16 protein-coding genes and 1 tRNA gene are annotated in these 22501 nt (G+C 60.0%); 11 read left to right on the top strand and 6 right to left on the bottom strand.

What is annotated here, in order from left to right:
* Positions 1-44: 44 nt before the first annotated feature.
* The 4 genes from ABD837_RS19230 to ABD837_RS19215 all read right to left on the bottom strand — a co-directional run bounded on the left by ABD837_RS19230 (position 45) and on the right by ABD837_RS19215 (position 3543).
* A complete protein-coding gene (locus ABD837_RS19230; protein WP_345057754.1) occupies positions 45-581 on the bottom strand; it encodes a 1-acyl-sn-glycerol-3-phosphate acyltransferase in 537 nt (178 codons plus the stop codon).
* A gap of 196 nt (positions 582-777) precedes the next feature.
* Positions 778-1590: a patatin-like phospholipase family protein gene (locus ABD837_RS19225; RefSeq protein WP_345057751.1), complete on the bottom strand. Its 813-nt coding sequence runs from the start codon at positions 1588-1590 to the stop codon at positions 778-780.
* Positions 1591-1653: 63 nt separating this feature from the next.
* Positions 1654-2502, bottom strand: a complete 849-nt coding sequence (locus ABD837_RS19220) for an MBL fold metallo-hydrolase (protein WP_345057748.1) — start codon at positions 2500-2502, stop codon at positions 1654-1656.
* Positions 2503-2595: 93 nt separating this feature from the next.
* Complete coding sequence (locus tag ABD837_RS19215) at positions 2596-3543, bottom strand: acetyl-CoA carboxylase carboxyltransferase subunit alpha (RefSeq protein ID WP_345057747.1); 948 nt, start codon at positions 3541-3543, stop codon at positions 2596-2598.
* Between the two features lie 301 nt (positions 3544-3844).
* On the opposite strand from ABD837_RS19215, the gene ABD837_RS19210 reads away from it, so the two are divergent.
* A tRNA-Asp gene (locus tag ABD837_RS19210) sits at positions 3845-3921 on the top strand.
* A gap of 128 nt (positions 3922-4049) precedes the next feature.
* Positions 4050-4388, top strand: coding sequence for a hypothetical protein (locus ABD837_RS19205; RefSeq protein WP_345057744.1), 339 nt, complete (start codon positions 4050-4052; stop codon positions 4386-4388).
* 179 nt (positions 4389-4567) lie between these two features.
* Here ABD837_RS19205 and ABD837_RS19200 read toward each other — a convergent pair whose 3' ends face one another.
* Entirely contained in the window at positions 4568-5947 is a 1380-nt protein-coding gene (locus tag ABD837_RS19200) for a serine hydrolase domain-containing protein (protein WP_345057742.1), read from the bottom strand.
* A 323-nt stretch (positions 5948-6270) separates the two neighbouring features.
* Here ABD837_RS19200 and ABD837_RS19195 point away from each other — a divergent pair, with 323 nt between their 5' ends.
* The 3 genes from ABD837_RS19195 (at position 6271) to ABD837_RS19185 (ending at position 8873) form a co-directional block, all read left to right on the top strand.
* A complete protein-coding gene (locus ABD837_RS19195; RefSeq protein WP_345057739.1) occupies positions 6271-7218 on the top strand; it encodes a helix-turn-helix domain-containing protein in 948 nt (315 codons plus the stop codon).
* Between the two features lie 111 nt (positions 7219-7329).
* Entirely contained in the window at positions 7330-8175 is an 846-nt protein-coding gene (locus ABD837_RS19190) for a DMT family transporter (RefSeq protein ID WP_345057736.1), read from the top strand.
* A 71-nt stretch (positions 8176-8246) separates the two neighbouring features.
* The gene (locus ABD837_RS19185) at positions 8247-8873 is read left to right on the top strand and encodes a class I SAM-dependent methyltransferase (protein WP_345057733.1); all 627 of its coding nucleotides are present in this window, start codon (positions 8247-8249) and stop codon (positions 8871-8873) included.
* Positions 8874-9028: 155 nt separating this feature from the next.
* Here ABD837_RS19185 and ABD837_RS19180 read toward each other — a convergent pair whose 3' ends face one another.
* Positions 9029-9619: a carboxymuconolactone decarboxylase family protein gene (locus ABD837_RS19180; protein WP_345057730.1), complete on the bottom strand. Its 591-nt coding sequence runs from the start codon at positions 9617-9619 to the stop codon at positions 9029-9031.
* Between the two features lie 319 nt (positions 9620-9938).
* Between ABD837_RS19180 and ABD837_RS19175 the strand changes: the two genes are divergently transcribed.
* The 6 genes from ABD837_RS19175 (at position 9939) to ABD837_RS19150 (ending at position 22488) form a co-directional block, all read left to right on the top strand.
* Entirely contained in the window at positions 9939-11045 is a 1107-nt protein-coding gene (locus ABD837_RS19175; protein ID WP_345057727.1) for a hypothetical protein, read from the top strand.
* An 8-nt stretch (positions 11046-11053) separates the two neighbouring features.
* Positions 11054-11278: an SWIM zinc finger family protein gene (locus ABD837_RS19170; protein WP_345057725.1), complete on the top strand. Its 225-nt coding sequence runs from the start codon at positions 11054-11056 to the stop codon at positions 11276-11278.
* 58 nt (positions 11279-11336) lie between these two features.
* Positions 11337-14312: a DUF6493 family protein gene (locus ABD837_RS19165; RefSeq protein ID WP_345057723.1), complete on the top strand. Its 2976-nt coding sequence runs from the start codon at positions 11337-11339 to the stop codon at positions 14310-14312.
* A gap of 499 nt (positions 14313-14811) precedes the next feature.
* Positions 14812-17736, top strand: coding sequence for a PAS domain-containing protein (locus ABD837_RS19160; RefSeq protein ID WP_345057720.1), 2925 nt, complete (start codon positions 14812-14814; stop codon positions 17734-17736).
* A gap of 459 nt (positions 17737-18195) precedes the next feature.
* On the top strand, positions 18196-20136 hold the full coding sequence (locus ABD837_RS19155; RefSeq protein ID WP_345057717.1) for an LTA synthase family protein: 1941 nt from the start codon (positions 18196-18198) through the stop codon (positions 20134-20136).
* A gap of 270 nt (positions 20137-20406) precedes the next feature.
* The gene (locus ABD837_RS19150; protein ID WP_345057714.1) at positions 20407-22488 is read left to right on the top strand and encodes an ATP-binding protein; all 2082 of its coding nucleotides are present in this window, start codon (positions 20407-20409) and stop codon (positions 22486-22488) included.
* Positions 22489-22501: the final 13 nt, after the last annotated feature.

The raw sequence follows: 22501 nt of genomic DNA, 5'->3' as shown, positions 1-22501 counted from the left end.
TAGTGGCCATCCAACCGGCGTATTTAGGCGCCTGGTTGCTTAAGCTACCGCACGCCCTGGCTGGGGAACCGGCCGGTTTTGGTCCGGTAGAATGCTTTTATCTTGGCCTCGTCGGCCTCATAGTCGCCGGTGGGCCACACGGCTTCGCCAATGCCGGCTTCCTTTTTCGCGTAGTCGAGGTAGCCCAGCCGAATAGGCACGTGCGCGCCGAGGGCGGCAAAGTAGTAGCCCTTGCGCCAGCGCGGCTGGTAGGCGCGAGTGCCCTCCGGGGTAATGAGAATCACCAATTCCTCGTGCGCGGCAAACAGCTTCACCATGCCATCCACGAGGCTGTTGTTGCGGCTACGGTCCACGGCCAGGCCGCCAATGGCTTTCACGAGCCAGCCCATGGCCCAGTTCTCGGTCCACTCCTTTTTCACTGTGAAGCGCACGGGCACGCCCATTAGGTAAAATGCCGCGCGAGCCAGGATAATGTCCCAGTTGCTGGTGTGCGGGGCGGCAATCATCATGCTCTTCTTGATGTCCGGGTTATGAATCTCGCCCAGGCGCCAGCCAGCCACTTTGAAGACGAGCGTGGCCATAGAATGCCAAAAAGGGGATTTATCGCGAGGAGACATTGTCAGGGAATAGGGGTAATGAGGCAAGCTTTAGCTGCCACAATCGGGCCGGAACGTATAGAATAGTTGGAGCAAAAGGCAAAACTAGCCGTTTTGCCCAATCATCGGGCAAGCGACCTGTCCGGCCGGGTCTACGACAAGCGTAAGCTCAACGCACAATTCATAGCAGCGCCGCTAGCGCGGCCGCCTGCCCCATGGTATATCGGTAGCCAATATCGAACAGCTCGGGACCGCGCTTGTAGCCCAGTGGGCGGTAGTGCCGCAGCTCGGGCGGCTCGAGCAGCAGGTGGCACTGGGTTTTGCGGGCCGCCGTGTTGGCGTTGATGGCCAAATGCAGCGTGCGCTCGATGAGGCGGCGGAAAGTAGGAATCCGCGCTTCGGTGTTGATGGGGTTGCAGTGCACGCCCACCACGCGCAAGCCGGGCTGGCCCAGCAGCGGCTCCACGGGCAGGTTGTTCAGCAGGCCACCATCCACCAGCTGCCGGCCCTGGTATTCTACTGGCCGATAGATGATTGGCACCGCCGACGACGCCAGCAGTGGCGGCAACAATGGTCCCGAGCTGAAATACACCGACTCGCCCACCATCAAATCGGTAGCTACCAGCGTAAGCGGCCGGCTCAGCTGCTCGAAGGTAAGCGTGGTGCCCAGGTGCCGGGCCAGCAGTTGCTCCACCGCATCAAAATGCAGCAGCCCAAACCGGCTGAAGGCTGGCCGGGTGAGCCGAAACAAATTGGTGGCCAGCAGCAGCCTCAGAATCTCGCGCGGCGGAAAACCAGCGGCGTAAAACACGCTGGCAATGGCTCCCGAACTTACCCCCGAGAGTTGGCCAATCGGGAGTTGCAGCTCATCGAGCGCGGCCAGTACGCCCAAGTGCGCAATGCCCCGCGCCCCGCCTCCCGATAACGCCAACCCGAGTTGCGGATTATTGGTCTGGGGAGCTGCTGGATTGGCGGGGTCGTAAGGAAGCTGCACGTTCTTTTCGGTCGAATTTTCTCCTCATACGGTATTCTTCCCCTACTCCGCCATGCAACAAACTCATAAGTCAGCCACCCGCAAGGTTTGGTCGAGGCGCACGCCTTTGTCGGTTAGCACCACCGTGCAGGCTTCGTTTGTGGGGTCGTGCTCGAGCAGCAGCACCCAATTCTCGGCGGCGGCACGGCGCAGCACCGCTTCCTTCTCGGGCATAGTAAGCAGCGGGCGCACGTCGTAGCTCATCACGTAGGGCAGCGGAATATGCGCGGCACTGGGCAGCAAATCGGCCATAAAAGCAAGGGTACGGCCTTTGTACTCCATCACCGGCACCATCATCTTCTCAGTGTGCCCGTCGGCCAGAATGATTTCGCGGAACTGCGGCAGGGAATTGGGCACGCCGCCAGTAAGCTCAACGAATTTCAACTGCCCACTCTCCTGAATCGGCAGGATATTCTCCTTCAGAAAGCTGGCCTTTTCGCGCGGGTTGGGCGTCACGGCCCAGTCCCAGTGCGCCCCGTTGCTCCAATACGTGGCGTTGGGAAAGGCGACTTGCAGCGCGCCATCGGGCCGGCGCTGCACCGACCCACCGCAGTGGTCGAAGTGCAGGTGCGTGAGGAACACGTCGGTAATGTCGGCGCTGGTGAAGCCCAGCTTGCGCAACGACTTCTCCAGTGTATCGTCGCCGTGCAGAAAGAAATGGCCGCGGAATTTCTCGTCCTGCTTGTCGCCAATGCCGTTGTCGATGAGTAGCAGCCGGCCGCCATCTTCAATCAGCAGGCAGCGCATGGCCCAGGTGCACATGTTGTTGGCATCGGGCGGGTTCAGCTTCTGCCACATGCTTTTGGGCACCACGCCAAACATGGCCCCGCCGTCGAGTTTAAACAAGCCGGTATCGATGGTATGAATCTTCATCAGGAAAGTAGCACGCAGCCTTTGCTGCGGGTATGATTGAGCATTATTGAATAGGACTCGCCTCAAACACGCAGCAAAGGCTGCGTGCTACGATTACTCCACCACCACGCCCATTGCCGAGAACTTGTCGATGCGCTGCGAAATGCGGTCGGCCGCCGGGATGGCGGCCAGTTCCTTCAGCGTCTTCAGCAGCGTGGTTTTCAGGGTTTCAATCATCGCCTCGGGCGCGGTGTGGGCCCCGCCCAGCGGCTCTTTTACGATGCCATCCACGAGGCCCGCCTTGTGCATATCGGTAGCCGTGAGCTTGAGCGCCTCCGCAGCCTGCTCTTTATAATCCCAGGTGCGCCACAGAATACTGCTGCACGACTCGGGCGAAATCACCGAGTACCAGGTGTTTTCCAGCATCAGCACCCGGTCGCCGATGCCAATGCCCAGGGCGCCACCGCTGGCCCCCTCGCCGATGATGACGCACACAACCGGCACTTTGAGCATGAACATCTCCTTAAGGTTGCGGGCAATGGCCTCGCCCTGGCCCCGCTCCTCGGCCTCCAGGCCCGGGAAAGCGCCCATCGTGTCAATCATCGTTACAATCGGCACGTTGAATTTCTCGGCCATTTTCATCAACCGCAGGGCCTTACGGTACCCTTCGGGGTTGGCCATGCCGAAATTCCGGTACTGGCGCTCCTTGGTGTTGTGGCCTTTCTGCTGGCCAATAAACATCACGGTTTGTCCATCGAGCTTGCCCAGGCCACCCAACATGGCCTTGTCGTCGCCCACGGTGCGGTCGCCGTGCAACTCAACAAACTTATCAACCATCACGCCTATATAGTCCAGCATCTGGGGCCGGTCGGGGTGCCGCGACAGCTGCACCCGCTGCCAGCGCGTGAGGTTGGCGTAGGTTTCCTTTTTAAGGTCTTTGATGCGTTTTTCCAGCGCCGCTACGGCCTCTCCTACTTCCACATCGCTTTCGGCGGCGAGTTTCTGCATTTCCAGGAGTTTGCCTTCGAGGGCGGCGATGGGTTGTTCAAAATCGAGAAGCATGGGCGGCGAATGGCTTGGCAAGTGAGTGGGAAGGCGAAAATAGCGGGTAGCAGCGGTCTGGACGGGACTCGAACCCGCGACCTCTGCCCGTAAATGCCGTCGATACGGCGGTTGGCAAAGGTAAAACATCCGTAGTTGGGGTGTAGTGCAAAAATTAATGTTCCTGAGAAACAACCCCCAAGCTTCCGTGAACCCGCTTTTTTGAAGAAATATTGGCCCCAGGTTTGCAGGGCGCGGTTTTCTTGCCCTACCTTTGTAACACCAAAACGGAAAAGCACACGGCTTCTCCACCAAGGCAAACGGTTTGGTAGTTCAGTTGGTTAGAATGCCGCCCTGTCACGGCGGAGGTCGCGGGTTCGAGTCCCGTCCAGACCGCCAGTTTGCTAAAAAGGCCATTTCCACTACGGAAATGGCCTTTTTTATTGTCCAAGAGAAAAAGGGTGCCCGACGGGCCGCCGAACAAGGTGGCAGCGTAATATTGCCTTTCTATCTTCAGCTCCTTTCCCATGACCTTCTTCTCCCGCCAAACCGGCCTCTTCGGCCTGGCCCTGCTGCTCGCCGGCAGCCTCATTGCTGCTAAGCTGCCCGCCGAGGGCAAGCAGTACGACTACGTCATGGTCGAGAAGCGGGGCAATTTCCTCTTCGTCTCGGAGGGGGTAGGCAAGTTCGAGGAGCGCAAGGTCAAAGACGAAACCAAGGACTACCACGACGTGGGGCCGCTGTTTAAGGCCGTCAACGAATTCGAGGCGCGCGGCTACGAAGTGTACGCGGCCAATCCCATGGGCTATGCTTCCAGCAACGGTACCACCCCCGCAGTCTTTGTGCTGCTGCGCAAGCCCCGCTAAGCTCCAAAGGGTGGCCGTCGCGCGCGTCGCGTGGCCCAGGCTGACGCAGCCTGACACCCCAAAATGGCCTTCACGTCCTGCAGACGGATGAGGTAGGGGCGAGCTTCGGTTGGTCACCGGATGGGCGCGGCGCGCGTCCAGCGGTGAGCATGATGGTTCATTTAGATATCGGACGCTACCTATTTTGGTGGCAAAGGTGCAGCCATCAATTGCACCAGCCGTAACAGCTTGATAAAGACAGTACTACCAAAAGCAAGAAGAATGAGCAAGCCAACGTCAGGCTGAAGCTTCAGCATGCTGGTAAACGGGACGTTGGTGATTTTTCCGAACAGGAATATGCCCCCTCCAAAACATAGGATGCTGATGGCGAAACCTCGAATTTCCTTGCTCCTGGTCGTATTATCGGGGTGGCCTGTGCACCACATGAGCACAACCTTATACGCCAGGCGCCCCACTACAAACAGCGTCAGCAGCGCTATCAGCCACCTCAAATACAATTCGTTACCAGACGGGCTTTTGGCTTCGCCGCCGGTGATGATGCTCAGAATGCCTTCCATGAGACCTTCCGAAAAGCCCATGGAATTGGAGTTCGTCAACACCACCAGTCCGAGGTTATCGTCGGGTAACAAAAAAATACCGGAATACGAAGTGGCCGTGGAGCCGAGGTGCTGCAGCAGCCGCTTGCCGTTGTAGCTCCCCTGGTTCCAGCCCATGGCGTACCCCGCCCGGCCTTTTGTCCAAGGCGTGTGCATGGCCTTCATGAGGTTGCTGTCCAGCGCATTTGTTGTGCCTACGGTGCCGTTGTTAAGATTCGCCTGCACGTATTTCCCCATATCGGCCGCGGAGCTACAAATAAAACCGGCGGGAACCGCCGTGAGCGAGTAGTTGACTTGGGAACGCTTGATGGCGAAAGGCCCCCAATACTGGTACTGCGAAATGACCCGGTCTTCGTTCTGCTCGGACGAACCAATCCGCGAATGCGTCATGCCCATCGGCGCAAACACCTGCTCGGCCATGTACTGCTGGAACGAGCGGCCGCTAACTTTTTCGATAATTAACCCCAGCAGGGCGTAGTTCATGTTGGAGTATTCGTGCCGTTGGCCCGGCAAGGACGTGGTGGCAACGGAAAAGCCCGCTCGTTCTACTTCACGAAGCAGGGGCAGGACGTCAAACCCCGTTTTTTTGGCAATTCCGCTCGTATGATTCAGGAGGTGGCGAATGGTAATCTTCTTGCCGCCGGTAAAGTGAAGCGTAGGAATAACGGTCGTTACGGGTTGGTCAAGCGTCAATAACCCTTTCTCTACCAGCGTGAGCACCCCAAAGGCGGTCAAGGACTTGCTCACCGACCCCAGGTAATACGGCGTGTCTGGGCTGGTTGCCCCACCCACTGATTTGGTGTAAATGACGGAGTCGTTTGTCACAATGATTACCTCCACATTAGGCACATCGAATTTCTTCAATTCCCGCAGGAGATAGGCATCTACCCGTTGCTTGAGGGCTTGCCCTTGAAGAAGCGGGATGAGCAGGAAGTATGAGCAAGCCGCAAAAAATAACTTCATGTTGGCGTTGGAACTGCGTTTGGGCGGTTTGTTTCTCGTATTGCGTGTCCGTAATAATATCGTTAATCAGCAGTAGTGCAATAATAAAGTTTTTAACCCAGTTAGAGGTTGCCATAGGCCACTATGGCGGCAAAGAACCGAGTCGTCTGCGGGGCAGGCGTTTTGGTAGATGATGCCCCGCTCGAGGCATTCTGCTTGAGCGGCTCAAGGAAAGCAGTGTTTCCAGCTGCAGTTTAGCCTTTGAAGGACCAGTAAGTTTGACAGGCACAATTCCAGCTTACTTTATTTGTCTCGCTGGTCGAATTTTAAGGCTTCATCCCTGAATGCGTCAAACCAGGGAAATGGTGCCGTGGGCCAAAACAGCCATGATAGAAACCAGCCACTTATTGCATCAGCTTACGCAACACCCCACCATTAACGTGTACGCGCGTTGCTTTGGGGAGGGCGAGCCTGAACGCCAGCGGCCTGCCACGCCGCACCGGCACCCGTATTACCTGCTGCTGTATGTAGCCCAGGGCCAGTCGCAACAGGGAGTGGACCTACAAGAGGTCGCCGTAAAAGCCGGGGAGGTATTCCTGATGGTGCCCCACCAGATACACGTCCCGGCGAAGCAGCCGCTGCCACCGGGCAGCTGGCAACTGGTGTTCGATGACGAATGCGTAGCCCGATTGCCGCAGGCCTACCCGTTTCTGCGCAACCCCTGGCATCAGCCGGTATTCGGCTTGGCTGGCGATGCGCAAAGCCGCGTGCAGGTGCTGGTGGAGGCCGTGCAGACAACCGCAGCCGAAGCACGGCGGGCACCTGCCGCTACCAGTTTACTGCTGGCGTACCTGCACACCCTGCTATGCGAGCTGAACTACGCCTATTTTCAGGCGGAATCCTCGCCCGTGGTAGAGGCCAGCATGAGGCAGTTTGGCCACTTCAAGCAGCTCGTTGACGAGCAGTTTGCCCACCAGCCGAGTGTATCGGCGCTGGCGCAGGCGGTTGGCGTGTCGGGCCGGGTGCTGGGGCGGCTGGTGCAGCGCTACACGGGGGTGTCGCCCAAACAGTACCTGCATCGCCGGCTGGTGCTCGAAGCGCAGCGGCTGCTCCTGCACGGGCCGTTGTGCTCGGTGAAAGAGGTAGCCTACCGCTTGGGTTTCAACGACCCCCACTACTTCTCCCGGCTTTTTCGCCAGCAGACCGGGCAGAGTGTGACCGAATTTGTGCAGCTCACGCACCATTCCTCCCCCATTCTGGCCACTTTGTCCAGCGCGGCCGGGGAAGGCTAGCCAGACCTTTGTGGCGGGCTTTGGCAGCGGTTGCTTTCAAGGCGCCCTTCGCTAATGGCAAAAAACCGCCCTTCCTCCGCCTGGCTTACCGGGCATGCTTCCGTGTTTCCCATGCTGGCAGTGCTTCTCTGGACCGGCAACACGCTCGTCACCAAAGCTGCTGCCGGGTTGATTGCGCCAGCGGCCATCGCATTCTACCGGTGGCTTGGCGCGGGACTGGTCCTAACCCCTTTTGTGGCTCGCGCGGTGTGGCAGCAGCGTGCCGTGGTGCGGGCATACTGGCCTAAACTGGCGCTTTTGGGGGCCCTGAGTATGGCCGCGTACCAGGGACTGGCCTACGAAGCAGCCCGAACGACCTCCGTGGTCAACATGGGCATTATCGTGGCGCTGATGCCGCTGTTCTCGTCGCTACTCAGCGCCGGGCTCGCGCACGAGTCGCTGACGGCCAACCGAGTAGGCAGTGCGTTGCTCTCACTGGCGGGACTAGTGGTCCTCACGACCCACGGCCAGTGGGATACCCCGGGAAACGGGGCCCTGCACCGGGGCGATGTGCTTATGGTGCTGGCCGTGGGCTCGAACGCGCTGTACGGAGTGCTGCTGCGCCGCTGGGCCTTGCCCCTTTCCACCTGGCAGCAGTTGTACGTACAAGTCGGCTTTGGCACGTTGGTGCTGCTGCCTTTCTGGCTGCTGGCGCCAGCATCGCCGCTCACAATGCGCAACGCACCTTTGGTGGGATACGCAGCCCTGGCTGCCTCCATCGGCGCGCCCTACTGCTGGATACGGGGTGTCAAGGTCTTAGGCCCCGCCCGGGCTAGTCTGTTCATGAACCTGCTGCCTGTTTTGGTCGCCCTTTCGGCCTGGGTGCTGCTACAGGAGCCGTTGCACCTCTTCCATGCCGTGGGCGGCGGGCTAGCCCTGGCGGGGGTATGGTGGGGCAACGCTGCTGCTGCCAAGTAAGTCCTGCTGCAGAATAGTCGTTACGAGATGCGATTTAAACGGTGTGTCTAACCAACCAAACCCCAATAAAAATGAACGACTCCTGGCTCGAAAAGTGGAATAGTAGATACGCCACCGAAGCGTTTGCCTATGGTGAGCAGCCTAATAACTACTTAAAAGAACAATTACAAGAGCTACCGGCCAGCACCATCTTATTTCCGGCAGAGGGTGAGGGACGCAATGCCGTTTTCGCCGCTACGCTTGGATGGAAAGTTGCGGCATTTGATATTAGCATTGAAGGGAAGAAAAAGGCCCTTCGTTTAGCGGAGGCTGCCAATGTAACCATTGACTATCAGGTTGGTGAATCACCAACCCTGCAATACCGCCCGGAGCAGTTTGACGTAATTGCGTTAATTTATGCGCACTTCCCAGCCCAGGACAAATCTAGATACCACAATTTACTGAGCGGCTATTTACGCAAAGGCGGCCTGGTGATTTTTGAAGCGTTTAGCAAAAATCATTTGAAGTTCAACGCAACTAACAAGAACGTTGGCGGACCAACTGACGTCGCGATGCTCTTCTCAGTTGATGAATTAAAAGCGGATTTTCCAGATTTTGAAATCATCGAATTAGCAGAGCAGGAAATTGAACTGACTGAAGGCTTATTTCATAATGGGAAAGCTTCGGTAATTCGATTTACAGGCCGGAAAAACAAGTAATTAGAGAGGCAACTATCGCCTGAAAGCATCACTGAATACCGATACAGTGCAGTTGCACCTTGCTTCGGTTGCACCCCTGCTTGAAGGTGGCGCAGGGCCAAGTGCTACAATTAGGGCTTGCTGGTAAAAATGCGCTGCGGACAGTAAAATCCAGGTTATGCCGTGGTTCCTTCGGCTTTCACTTTATCGGGGTGGGTCCATTGATAAGGTTTCATGACTTCATCCAACTCCGTCTTTGCCAAAATATTGATGTAATTCGAAATCATTTTAGCGGACAAGCCACCAATTACTTCCACGATGTTTTGCTGGGTGTACCCGGCATCAATAAAAGCGGCGATGGCGGATTCGTCCACGTGACCGTGACACACCAATAAGTCTTTGGTGAAGCTTCTGAGGGCTTCTAACTTAGAATCCTTGATGGGCTCCCCATTTCTGAGAGAATCAATTACGTCTTGCGGGACCTTGGTCATTTCCATTCCCCACGTGTGCACAGCCATGCAGTACGGGCTATTATTCTCGAAACTAGCCGTCATGATAACAATCTGCCCTTCGAGCAGGGAGAGGCTGGATTTGCCCAAAAACAAATCAAAAGAATGATTATACGCCTCGTATATGGAGGGCGCAACAGCGAGGATTTTATCCTGATTGGGAATGATTCCAAACTTATTCAGGACTCTTTGCAAAGCCTCTTGTGACTTCTCGGGTGCTGTATCGGGGGTGTGGTAGGTAAAAAGCGGGCGTTGCATGTGGGATATTGGTAAACCGTAGATTTGTCTTATTTTATTTATTTCACAAAAATAAATATATATTTCCGAATAACATGCTGGCAGAAAAGGCGGGCAATGCCAACCGGACTCGTTTGTGGTAGGACTTTCAAAACTTGGTGGCGGCTGCAATTATCCAGCCGGCTTTAGCAAGGGGCTTGAAATGGGTAGGGCATCAGAGCGCAAAGCGTGCAACATCTATTGCCCTGGCCCTTTCGATGAAGGTGAAAATCCCGCCCGGCAGTTTACTATTAAAATTAGTTAGTAATTGCTACCATAATTAGCATATAACTACTGCTTCATGTCTGACTTCGCATACGCATACGCCCGCCCCTCTACTTTAGAGCAGCGCCCGGAGGGCAATGCCCTGCTGCTGTCCGCTTTTGCCGAAGAGGGCTTGGACGCGGAAACCGCCTGTTTTTTCTGGGGTCGGCTGCGCAACTCCTGGCTGGCAGCGCGTGGGCTGTCTACCCTGGCTAAAGTGGTGGCCTCGCGGTTTGTACCGCAGAGTGCCGCCTTGCGGGACCCCATTGTGACAGCCGGCGCCGGCCAGCTGCGCTTCGAAGCCTTTTCGTCGTGCAACGGCGTGTATGCTCGGCTGGACCTGGGCCCGGAGGCCCTGGATGGGGAGTTCCTCAGCAGCGGCACCACCAACGTTGATTTCAACGAGCCGATGGTGAACGCGCTGGCTCGCATCTCGCGCACCGAGCCGGTGCTGCTGTCGGTGGGGCAGCAGGAAGTGGTGCTGGAGCGGGCCGCGGGCAAAGTCGTGGAGCGCAAGGTGGCCCTGCCCGAACGCTGGATTAAAGGTCTGACCTCGGTGCAGGCCTACCTGGCGCTGATGGAGGAAAAAATGCGCCTGACGCGCGTTCAGGCGGTGCAGCTGGTGCAGAGTATTCCGGCGGGTACTGCCAAAACCGACTACTACCTGGTGCTACGAGGCCCGCGCCCGAGCTTTGCCCCGGTGGCCAGCGTGGGGGCCGTGCGGGTGGGCGGCGTGCACCGCCTGCGCCTGCTCGACGGGCTGCTGCCCCTCTGCGAAGCCGTGCGCGTGTACGCCACTCCCGACGGTCAGGCCTCGGCCTTTGTGCTGGAACTGGGTGGCGGGCAGCGCTTCTTGCTGGCCCTGTCGGCTGACGTGTGGCGCGGCTTCTCGGGCGAAGGCAACCAGCTCGAAACGCTGATGGATGAGTTGCCGACGGAATGGATGAGCGGCGCTAACCGCCTGTTCCGTGGCAACGAGGTGTTCAATCCCAGCCTGTTTGCCCTAGAGCACGACCTGGCGCCCGATACCGTGGAACGGCTCTGCGCCAGCCTTTCGGCTATGGGCCTGCTGGGCTTCGACCTGGCCGAAACCAGCATTTCTACCGCCGCCTGCCCTTCAAGCTCGACCGCATCCTCAAATTAAACCCCCGGTTGAAAAATGCCCGCGCCCTGCTCGACGCGGCCGATGACGTGCAGCTGGTGGGCGTGGGGGCCGGCGGCCAAACCGAGGCCCGCGTGCGTGGCACCGACGTGTGGCATACCGTGGTGGTGGGTGGTACGGAGGCGGCCCGCTGTACCTGCTCGTGGTTCAGCAGCCACCAAGGCCAGCGGGGGCCGTGCAAACACATATTAGCGGCGCAAATGCGCTATTTATAGGCTCACCGATTTCCGTTTACGCGCTTCGCTTCATTTGCCCATCTTTCTGTAATTAGTAATGTCTCCCGTTGATATTTTTGAACGCATTGTTCGCCATCCGAGCGTGCTCCCAGTGGTACCCTTTCTGCTGGCGCTGGACAAAAAAGACCAAATGGCCGTGCGCGCCAGAACCAAGGCGCTGCGCAAGGAATTGACCGAGACGCGTCAAATCGGCGCCTCTACCTGGGGGCAGACGGGTACGAAGCCGCAGCTGGCGATGCTGTTTTTGGCGAGCGTGGCGACGTATTCCCGCAAAGAAGCCCTGGGACTGACCGAACGCCTGGGCTTGTATTGGGGAGAAGGGGCCACCTTCGCCGCGCACGAAAAGGACTTTCTCACGGTGGCGGAGCATGCCCGGCCGAACTGGTTTGGGGAGTGGTTCGAGCGCCAGAGCCGGGGTGGGTCGTGGAGCCTGCCCGAGTACACGCTGCTACGGGAGCTGGAAGCCCGGCAACTCCTCGACTTCGAGCCGGCATTATTCTGCCGCACGCTGGCGCATTCGTTGGGTATGAAGAGCCACTACTACCGCGAGAACAAGTCGGTGGTCAATTTAGCCGAGAAGGTGCTGCAGGAATTTGAAACCAGCTTCGACACCGACCAGCGGGATTTGCTTGGTTTTTTTGATTACGACACGACGGTCGATTCGGCGCAGGCCTACATGGGGGACGGTAAGCAGAACGTCACCTGGCTCGACGTGCTGCTGCGCCTGGTGGCGACGGGCCGCCTGACGCGCATGGAGCTGCTCACGCGCAGCTTGGCCGCCTTGCGGCGCGACTTTCGCCGGCCACTGCTGACGTGGTTCAAAAACCTGGTTCTGGCCCTGCAACCCACTCTGGAGGAGGGCCTGGCCTACCAGGAAGAACTGGTTGAGCTGCTGGCGCATGCGCAGCCGCAGGTGGTCAACTTTGCGATGGAGCAAATAAAAGTCCTCTGGACGAGCGCAGATTTTGACCCAACCTCCCTGCTGCTGTACGCGGAAGGCTTGGTTACCCGGCAGGACCTAAAAACAGCGCAACGCACGCTGCTGAGCGGATTCGAGAAACTGCTGAAGCGTACCCCTGCCCTGGCACCGGAACTGGCCCGGCTGGCATCGGCGGCTCTGGCCAGCTCCGATTCTGCCGTGCAGGCCAAGGCAGCTAAGCTGCTGGTTTCGTTGCTCCAATCCAAGCAACCGCTGCTGTCGGCCGATGAAACGGCGGCCCTGGCCAGCTCCCTGACGGATTACGCCGACCTGATGACGGCCGGCACCCGGCAGCTGCTAGCGCCCTGGCTGGCTCCAGCTCCGGAATCCGCGCCGAACCTGGGCGCCAGCTATGTCCCGCAGGCTGAATTTGTGCCCGATTTGTCGGCAGCCAATGCGGTGACGCCCGTGGCCGACTGGCACGAGCTACTGTTCCTCACCGGCCAGGTGCTGCGCCACAAAGACGCCTTGGAGCTGGAACGTTGGATAGATGGCCTGCTGCGGCTGCAGGCGCAGTTTCCAGCTGAATATGCTCCGCAGCTGCGGCCCTTCCTGGTGCAGGTGCAGCCGGCGCTGAAAGGCAAAACCGACGAGCAGGCCGCTGCCATCGTTGCAGAAACCAACCTTGCCGGGCACCACGGGCTGGTCGCGACCCTGGCACTTGGCTGGGCGCAGGGCTTCACGACTGAGCGGGTGAACAAGGTGAACGCACGACACGACAACTCCGACCCGCTGGTGCTGGTGGACCAACGCCGTTTCGCCGCCGCCGAAACCCACCTGCGCACCCGCTCTGGCCTGCCCTTGCTGAGCACGCCGTCGCACGCCCCGCACTGGGTGGCTCCTTCCGTGTTGGTCGAGAAGCTATTGGTGTACGAGGCTGCGCAGGTTGAACCAGACCCGGCCGACCTGGTGGTGGCGCTGGCCCGCTTGGCCTTCGCACACGCGGCAGATGCCCAAACAGCGCTGGGCCGGCTTCCCCACCTGCAGCGGCCGGAGCTGCGCGAGCTGCTGCAGTGGCTCCTGACGCCCGGCCAGCCCCCTTTACCGGCATTCCAACCCGTGAAGATGCCGGTGCTGAAGCACCTGACCGCCCGCCTGGGCAAGCTGCTGCCAGGCAAGGGAGAATCTACTGGTACACTGAACGATGCCTGGCCGTGGCTGTGGGCGGTAGCGGCGCGCACCCGTCAGCCCGATGGCGTGTTCGAGGAGCTGGCCGCCATTAGTTCGACGGCTTACATCGGCGTGGTTCGTCCCTGGGCTCCCGGGTGGGAATTTGAGGTTAAAGTCAATACGTGGGTGGAGAAGTGGAAACCCGGCCAGCCTACGGTTACGCACCGATACACCGAGTTGCAGTTTCCGAGCCGGTACCTTACCCAAACACCCCAGTCGCTGCTGCTGCTCTATTCCCAGCACGCCAGCATCAAGGCGAAGAACCACGTTGATTGGTTCTTACCTCATGACTTCCGATTCTTGGCCAGCCTGATACCCCATAACCCAACCCCTTTGCACTGGCACGTGGTGCGCACTGCCGCCTGGGCCGACGGCCTGGAAGCCATTGAGCGGGACGTTGTGCAAGCGGCCCTGCAGGAGCTGCTCGGCCCCGGCCCCGTGTTTACCGAGCCCACCAGCCTGCTGCTGGCGCTGGGCCTGATGCACAAGGTGCCTGGCTGCCGGGCCCTGGCCCTGGAAGTATTCCTGGCGGCTTGTACTACCGGACGGCTCAACCCCAAGGCGTTGGGAACGATTCTCGGGCAGTTTTTAGCCCACGAATTTGCCCCCATGCAGCGCCTGGCCGACAACCTGCTGCAGGCCCGCGCCATCGACGCAACCACCGACGACGCCCTGCTGCAGGTTCTGAGCAGCCTGTTGCCCGAGCTGCCCGCCGAACCGCTGCGCAACACCAAGAAGCTGGTTGAACTGTACGCCGACCTGGCCAGTCGCAGCGGCCGGCAGCCGACGGAAGCGGCAAAAATCAATCTGCGCACCTGGAAGAGCACGGCCGCGCTCAAGCAGGCCGTGGGGCAGTTGGTGTAGCCGCAGACTGCTTGGGCAGGCATTGGGAACTGGAGGGCATCTACTGGCCTCGGGCTGGTGCGTATGCTGTTAGCTTATTTTTCCAGTGGTGGCTTACCTGTATCGGTAAAATAAGTACTAGTTCAAAAGTAAACGAGTACAAGCACGTCATGCAGAGCGCAGCGAAGCATCTCGCTCGCATCGTCAAACGATTGATTTACTGCGGCACGCGAGATGCTTCGCTGCGCTCTGCATGACGGTTATTTTTATTTGAGTACTTAATTGATTTACAACATTTTGTTTCTTAGTCACCGGACCTATTCATACGTCTTCGCTGGCTTCCCTCCCGCACCTAAGTAAAGTTGCTGCCCGCGCGCTTCAACCACAAGCTTGTGCGTGCTGCTGGGCAGGGGCAACCCTGCAGGGTACTGGCCGTTTTCTGAGCCATCTTCGTTGGCCGAAAGTTGCGCGTTGCCCGACCGCTCCTTGGTTCGGTTGCTTTCCTCCGCCACTTTTGCTCATGCTTCCTGCCACTTCTGCTCCCGCCGACGACGTACTTCTGGCCCTGCTGGACGTTTCGCTTACTGGTGTCATCATCTTTCGGCCCGTGTACGCCGCCGGCGACCCGGCCACCATCACGGACCTGGAATATGTGCACCTCAACCCGGCGGCCCAACGGATGCTCCAGCTGCCGGAGCGCCCCACCGGCTCGTTTCTAACCTTGTACCCCAACGCCGCCGAGGCCGGCATCTTTGCCTTCTACCGCGACACATTTCTGTCCGCTGAGTCGCGCCGCTACGGCGTTAATTACCAAGCCGACGGCCTCGACAACTATTTCCACCTGGCCGCCCGCCGTGCCGGCGACCAGCTGGTGGTGAGCTTTACTGACACCGCCGAGCAGTCCCGTTCTGCCGTGGAAGAAGCCTTGCGGGAAAGCCAGGCCCGCGAACATGCCGCCCGCGCCGAGACGGAGGTGCAACGCCAGCGTTTCTATGATGTGCTCATGCAGCTGCCCGCCCAAGTGGCCCTGCATGAAGGCCCGGAACAGGTGTTTACGCTCGTGAACCCTGACTACAAGCGCATCGCCAACGGGCGCGACCTGGTGGGGCAGCCCATCCGGGAGGCCTGGCCGGAGCTGGCCTCGCACGGCATTCTCGATGTGCTGGATGAAGTGTACCAGACCGGCGAGCCCTTCATCGCAAGCGCGCTGCCCGTCCAGGCAGATTTCACGCGCACCGGCCAGTTGGAGCAGGTGTACTACGACTTCTTCTTCCTGGCCTTGCGCAACGCCCAGGGCCAGATAACCGGGGTACTTAACTTCTCCTACGACGTAACGGCTCAGGTGCAGGCGCGTCAGCAGGCCGAGCAGCTCAACCAAGAGTTGGAAACCCGCGTGCAGCAGCGCACCCAGGAGGCCGAGGCCGCGCGCGCCGAAGCCGATGAGCAGCGCAACCGCATGGTGCGCCTCTTCGGCCAGGCGCCGGCCCAAATTAACCTGTTCTTCGGCCCCGACCATGTCTGGACCCTGGTGCATCCCCGCACCCAGGAGCTGCTGCCCAACCGGACGTTGCTGGGCCGGCCCCGCCGCCAGGCCCTGCCCGAACTGCCCGAGGAACAGCACGAACCCTTCGACCGGGTATACCGCACCGGCAAGCCGGTGCACGTGCTAGAATCGAGCCGCCACCTCGACCGCTTCGATAACGGCGAGTCGCACGAGGAGTACTTCGACGTCACCTTTCAGCCCAAGTTCGCTGCCACCGGGCAGGTGGAGGGCGTCATGAGCTTTGCCATCAATGTGACGGAGCGGGTGCGCGCCCGGCAGCAGGCCGAAGCGCTGCAGGCCGAAGTGCTGGCCGCGGCCCGGCGGCAGGCGCAGGAGCGCGAAGCCCTGTTCCACATCCTGGCCGATACCCCCGCCGCGGTCGCCTTGCTGCGCGGCCCGGAGCACCGGTTCGAGTACGTGAACGCGGCTTACCAGCAGCTGTTTCCCGACCGCCAGCTTACCGGAAAGTCCGTGGCTGAAGCCCTGCCCGAAACCCGGGAGGCGGGCTTCCTGAACGAACTCGACCGCGTGTACCGCACCGGCGACACCTTCTTTGGCCAGGAGCTACCCATGCGCCTCGAGCCCACCGATGGCCGCCCGGTGCAGCAAGTGTACTACACCTTTACCTACCAGGCCTACCGCGAAAACAGCCAGATTGCCGGCATCTCCATCTTCGCCTTCGACGTGACGGAGCAGGTGCAGGCCCGCCAGCAGCGCGAGGCCGAGCGCCAGCAGCTGCACCACCTGTTCATGGAGGCGCCAACACCCATCGTCATTCTCGACGGCCCCACCCTGGTGTTTCAGCTGGTAAACCCGGCCTACCAGCGCATTTTTCCCGGGCGCGGGCTGCTCGGTCGGGCCCTGCTGGACGCCCTGCCCGAAGTCCGCGACTCGCCCGTTCCAGACCTGCTGCGGCAGGTGTACGAGTCGGGTGAAACCTACGTGGCCCAGGAGCTGCCCCTCATGTTGTCTCGCCACGATGGCGCCCCGCTCGAGCAGATGTACTGGACTTTCACCTACCAGGCCCGCCGCAACACCGAAGGAGCAGTGGATGGGGTGCTCGTCTTTGCCCATGAAGTTACCGACCAGGTGCAGGCTCGGGGCGTGGTGGAGGAAAGCGGGCAGCAGGCCCGGGCCCTGGCCCAGGAATTGGCGGACTCGAATCAGCAGCTCATCCGTACTAACGTCGACCTCGACAACTTCATTTACACTGCCAGCCACGACCTCAAATCCCCGATTTCGAACATCGAGGGCTTGCTTTACCTGCTCCAGGAAGAGTTGCCTGCCGAGGTAGCCCAGGGCGCGGAGGTAAGCCCCACGCTGGCCCGCATGCTGGAGGCGGTGGAGCGCTTCAAGCGCACCATCGACCACCTCACCGAGGTGTCTAAGCTGCAAAAGGAACACGCACCCGCCACCACCTCGGTCAACCTGGCCGCTGTGGTCGAGGACGTAAGGCAGGACCTGCTGCCCCTGCTGCAGGCCGCCGGGGCCAAGCTCTTTATTGATGTGTCGGTGCTGCCGCCCGTGCAATTCGCCGAGAAAAACCTGCGCAGCATCGTGTACAACCTGCTCAGCAACGCCGTGAAATACCGCCATCCCAACCGCACGCCGCACGTCGACGTGCGGGCCCACGTGCGGCCGGGCCACACCGTGCTCGAGGTGCACGACAACGGCCTTGGCCTCGACCCCGCCCACCTGCCGCGCCTGTTCACCATGTTCCAGCGCTTCCACGACCACGTGGAGGGCACCGGCATTGGGCTTTACATGGTCAAGCGCATGGTCGAGAATGCCGGGGGCCGCATTGAGGTGCACAGCCAGCTTGGTGCCGGCACTACCTTTTTTGTTTTCCTACCTCATACCGCCAGCCCTGTTGGGCACTCGTTTCCCGCTTTCCTCCCTTAAGCGAATGGCGGGTATTGCCTGCGCGTATGCACGGCTTTGAGTTTCTGCAGGCATATGCTGAGTGGCCCCACCCCGGAAGCCCCACGGCGGTCATCCCCATGCTCACGACCTCCATCAACCCAAACGACGTGGCAAAAATGCAGGGCCTGCCCATTAACGGCTACCTTACCCAGCCCCACCCGCGACACGCCGAACCGGTTGCTACAACAGCATTTTGGCCATCCCACGGGGAAACTACTCGTAGAGCCCTTTTATCCCTGAAATAATGCGAGCGGCCCACTTGGGTCGCTCGTTTCATTTAAACCTGTCGCAGTCATGCATTCTGAAGCCAATAGTGAAACGGCTGTTGGTGGCAGGGTTGCAGGCCACCATCAGGTCCCGGTCCTGCAACCGGGCGTGGCGGAGTTCGGAGCAATTACGTAATGGGGGCCTGCAAAAGCAGCTCAACCATTTTCCGCCATGCCCACCCATACAATTCGCAAGCTTGGCTGCATCATGCTCAGCCTCATGGCGGTGCTTTTCCTGATTCGCCCGCAGGTGCTCGACATTGCTTATTTCGTCGTTTTTCGCTACCCCCGGGCATTTTACATGGTGCTGCTGGCTAGCTATTACGACTTGCTGCTGGTGGCGGGGCTGGGCGCGGCTTTTATGGCGTTGGCGTACCTGTTTCGCTCCTTTGCGCGGGTACAGCGGTGGCTGCTGGGGGCCTTTTTAGGCCTGGCATTGGTGTGCGTAGCCGTCGGCTTAAGCTACGTAACTACCAGCACGCTCCTCGGTGGCCCCCTGACCTACGGGTGGCTGTACTACTCCGACTTTATGCAGAACAGCGACTTCTACACTGCGCTGCAGGCCAATTTGTCGTGGCAGTGGGCGGGGCAGCTGCTGGGGTGGTGCGCGGGTTTGCTGTTGGGCAGCTACCTGCTTTGGGCGGGGCTGCGGCGGCTCGACCCGCAAGGGCAGAAGCTTCGTGGAGTGGTGACGCTGTTGGCGCTGGGCCTGGTGGTGTACTTTGCGGTGGCCCCGCGGCGCATTGCGGCCAATAACCTGACGTATAAGCTGACCGCCAACCCCGTGCTGGCATTTTCCAACTCAGTATACGCTGCCCTGGCCACCCCACCCGATTTATTCACGCTGCAAATACCAGCCAAATTCGAGGCTTTTCCTACCCCGGCAATGGCTGGCGGCACCACGGGGCATGCCCCGAGCAACCCGCGTATCCGCAACGTGCTGCTGTTCGTGCTGGAGTCGGTGCCGGCCGAGTACGTGCCGGGCTACCAGCCGCGCACCGACGTGATGCCCGAGCTGGCGCGGCAGCTGCCCCACGCCCTGCGCGTGGCGGACATGTACGCCCACATTCCGAGCACCAACAACGCGGTGGTGGCCCTGCTTGCCTCGCTTTACCCGAAAATTTCCTACCAGAGCATCTCCAAGGAACACCCCGATATCCGGCGGCCATCCATCAGCTCGGAGCTGAAAAAGAAGGGGTTCAGGACGGGTTTCTTTTTTGCTGCCGATACCCGCTTCCAGAACATGAACGGCTTTCTGGCCAATCGACAGCTCGACACCATTGCCGATTTCCAAACTATCCCCTGCAGCCAGCCAGCGCAGGAAATCGACCCCGAGAAAACCGACTTCCTGAGCAGCAGCGACGAAGCCTGCCTGATACAAAGCGTGGCGAAATGGCTGCCGAAGGACTCCGCGGCTGCGCCTTTTTTTGCCACCGTTTGGACGGCACAAACCCATTACCCCTACTTTCCTGCCGGCGCCGAGCACAACTACGGCGTGTCGGAACGCTACCTCAACCGCTACCTCAATGCCCTGCACTACAGCGACCAGCAGCTGGGGCAATTGCTACGTGAGCTGCGCCGCCGGGGCCTCGCCGAGTCGACGCTGGTGGTGGTGGTGGGCGACCACGGCGAAGCCTTTGGCCGGCACGTGCAGTACGGCCACGCATCCAACATTTACGAGGAAAACGTGCGCATTCCGCTGCTGCTGCTGAACCCCGTTCTCTTTCATGGCGAGACGTTGCCGGTTATTGGCGGGCAGGTTGATGTGGCTCCTACCCTATTCGATGTTCTGCGCCTGCCCATTCCGGCCGAGTGGCAGGGCACCAGCTTATTTAACCCCGAGCGGGTAAACAGGGCCTACTTTTTTAGTCCCTACTCGCAATACACATTTGGGTACCGCGACGCCCGGCACAAGGTCATTCTCAATGCGGCAGCCGGCACCACCCAGGTGTACGACCTGCAGCACGACTCCCACGAAACCACCAACATCGCCGACCGGATGCCCGATTACGTACTGGCAAGCCGGCGGCGCCTGGCCCGTTGGGTGCAGTACCAGGATGCCTACCTGCAGCAGGCACTGGCGCCCCCAGCAAAGCCAGCACCGGGCCGGTAGAGGTGCCAACTAGCGGAGGCCCGGCGGCCACTAGAAGAGCAACATGAGCGGAGCGAGACGCGCACAGGCAGAAGGCACCAGGAGCGGGTAACATTGAGTAGAGCAGCTTTTTTCGGAGCAAATTGGGTTGGCTGGGTGCCCTACACATTACTGCCGGGCTTGAAGAAGTATGCCCCAGCGGAAAACCAACTATGCCGGTAAGAGTACAAGGCACTGGCCGGGGCAGCAAAGCACCGGCCAGCCCGTTGCTCGTCTTTACCCCACGTTCCCATGAGTTCCCGCCGACCCACCACTTCGTCGTCATTGCCAGCCGAGCTCCTGGGCAGCGAGTATGCCGAGGGCGAAATAGCGCGCCTGCGGGCGCAGCTGGAAGCCATTGCGGCCGGCCCGCCCCAGCCCGATGCCATGCAGGAGCTGGCGGGGGTGGTGGAGCAGCTCGCCAACCTGGAGCTGGAATTTGAAAACCAGCAGGGCCTGGTGATGCAGGTAGTGAACGCCAGCCCCAACCTGATTTCGGTGGAAGACGATGCCGGACGCCTGATTATGGTGAATAAAAGCTACGCCGACATTTTGAGCTGGATGAGCAGCCGTAGCCGGCCCGAGGTGGAGGTAGACGGAGCCGTGGCGGCGCTGCAGTTCCCGCAAACGGCCCGCACCCTCGAAAAACCCATCACGTTTGAAGAGTCCTACCACCTGCAGAACGGCGAAACCCGCACCTACCAAACCACCCAAAGCCCGCTGCTGCGGTCCGACGGCAGCTGCTACCTGCTCACCTTCGCGTCCGACATCACCCAGCTGAAGCAGGCCACCCGGCTGGCCCAGGAGTCGCTGCAGGCCAAGCAGGACTTTCTGGCCAACATGAGCCACGAAATTCGCACGCCCCTGCACGGGGTGATGGGGCTGGCCGGCCTGCTCACGAAAAGCACCCTCACCACCGAGCAGGCCGATTACGTGGAGATGATACAGTCCAGCACCGAAAACCTGTTGGTCGTCATCAACGACATTCTGGACTTTGCCAAAATTGAGTCGGGCAACATCTCGCTCGAAAAAATCCCCTTCGACATCGGCAAAACTGTGCAGGACGCGGTGCGTTCACTGAATTTGAAAGCCAACGAAAAGGGGCTGCTGCTGCGCGTTGTGGGCACTGCCGAGCCGCTGCCCCTGGCCCTGGGCGACCCCTTCCGCCTGCGCCAGGTACTGGTGAACCTCATCAGCAACGCCATCAAGTTCACCCGGCAAGGGGCCATCACCATCAGCATCGACGCCAGCCAGCGCAACGGCAGGGCCCTGCCCGTCACGTTTAGCGTGGCCGATACGGGCATGGGCATCAGCCCCGAACACCTCGACCAGGTGTTCGGCAGCTTCCAGCAGGCCAACAGCAGCATTGCGCGGCTGTACGGTGGCACCGGGCTGGGGCTCACCATCTGCAAAAACCTGGTCGAGCTGCAGGGCGGCCACATCGGGCTGTGCAGCGAAGTGGACCACGGCAGCTGCTTCTACTTCACGGTTCCCTACACCATCAGCAGCGAGCCCCTGCTTGCCGAGCCAACTGAGGTGGCCACGCCCGACCTGCTCAAGGGCCTCAGCATCCTGTTTGCCGAAGACAATGCCATCAACCAGCTCATTGCCGTGTCGATGATGCAGCAGTGGCAGGTGGAGGTTGACATTGCCCACAACGGCGAGGAGGCCGTGGAAAAATCCAGGGCCCGCAAGTACGACCTGGTGCTCATGGACATTCAAATGCCCAAGATGGACGGCACCCAGGCCACCGCGCTGCTACGCGCCGAAGGCAACCCCAACGCCAACACCCCGGTGGTGGCCCTCACGGCCGATGCCGTGCGTTTCAACGGAGAAACCTTTAAAGAACAGGGCTTCAACGACTTTCTGAACAAGCCATACTCCGAGCTGGCGCTCTACAAAGTGTTGGCACGGGTGAGCCGCCGCTCCGATGGTACCGAAGCGGCGACTGAAGCGACTATTGGGGCGTCGGAACTGGGGCTGCACTACGACTTTAAGATGCTGGGCAAGCTGGCCGATGACTCCGAGTTTGTGCGCAAGATTCTGCAGATGTTCATCGACCGCGTGCCCGGCCAGGTGCAGGCGCTGCTGGAGGCTACCGACCGCGGCGACTACAAAACCATCCAACGGGAAGCCCATGTGCTGAAATCCACCTTTGGCACGTTCAACATTCAGCCCGAGGTAAACAACCTGAAGGTGATGGAAGAGTTGGCCGAGGCCCGGGCCCTCACCAGTGAGATACTGCCGCTCGCAACAGCCGTTTCGAAAGCCACGCAGCTCTTTCTGGCCCTGTTTGTTGAAGACCTGGCCAAGCTGTCTCCGCCTACTGCGTAGCCTCATTCATAAA

Origin of the sequence: Hymenobacter glaciei, from assembly GCF_039539585.1 — a bacterium.
In the GTDB taxonomy this organism is placed as follows: domain Bacteria; phylum Bacteroidota; class Bacteroidia; order Cytophagales; family Hymenobacteraceae; genus Hymenobacter; species Hymenobacter glaciei.
The sequence above is the reverse complement of the archived record's forward strand: the minus strand, read 5'-3'. Positions and strand labels throughout refer to the sequence as shown.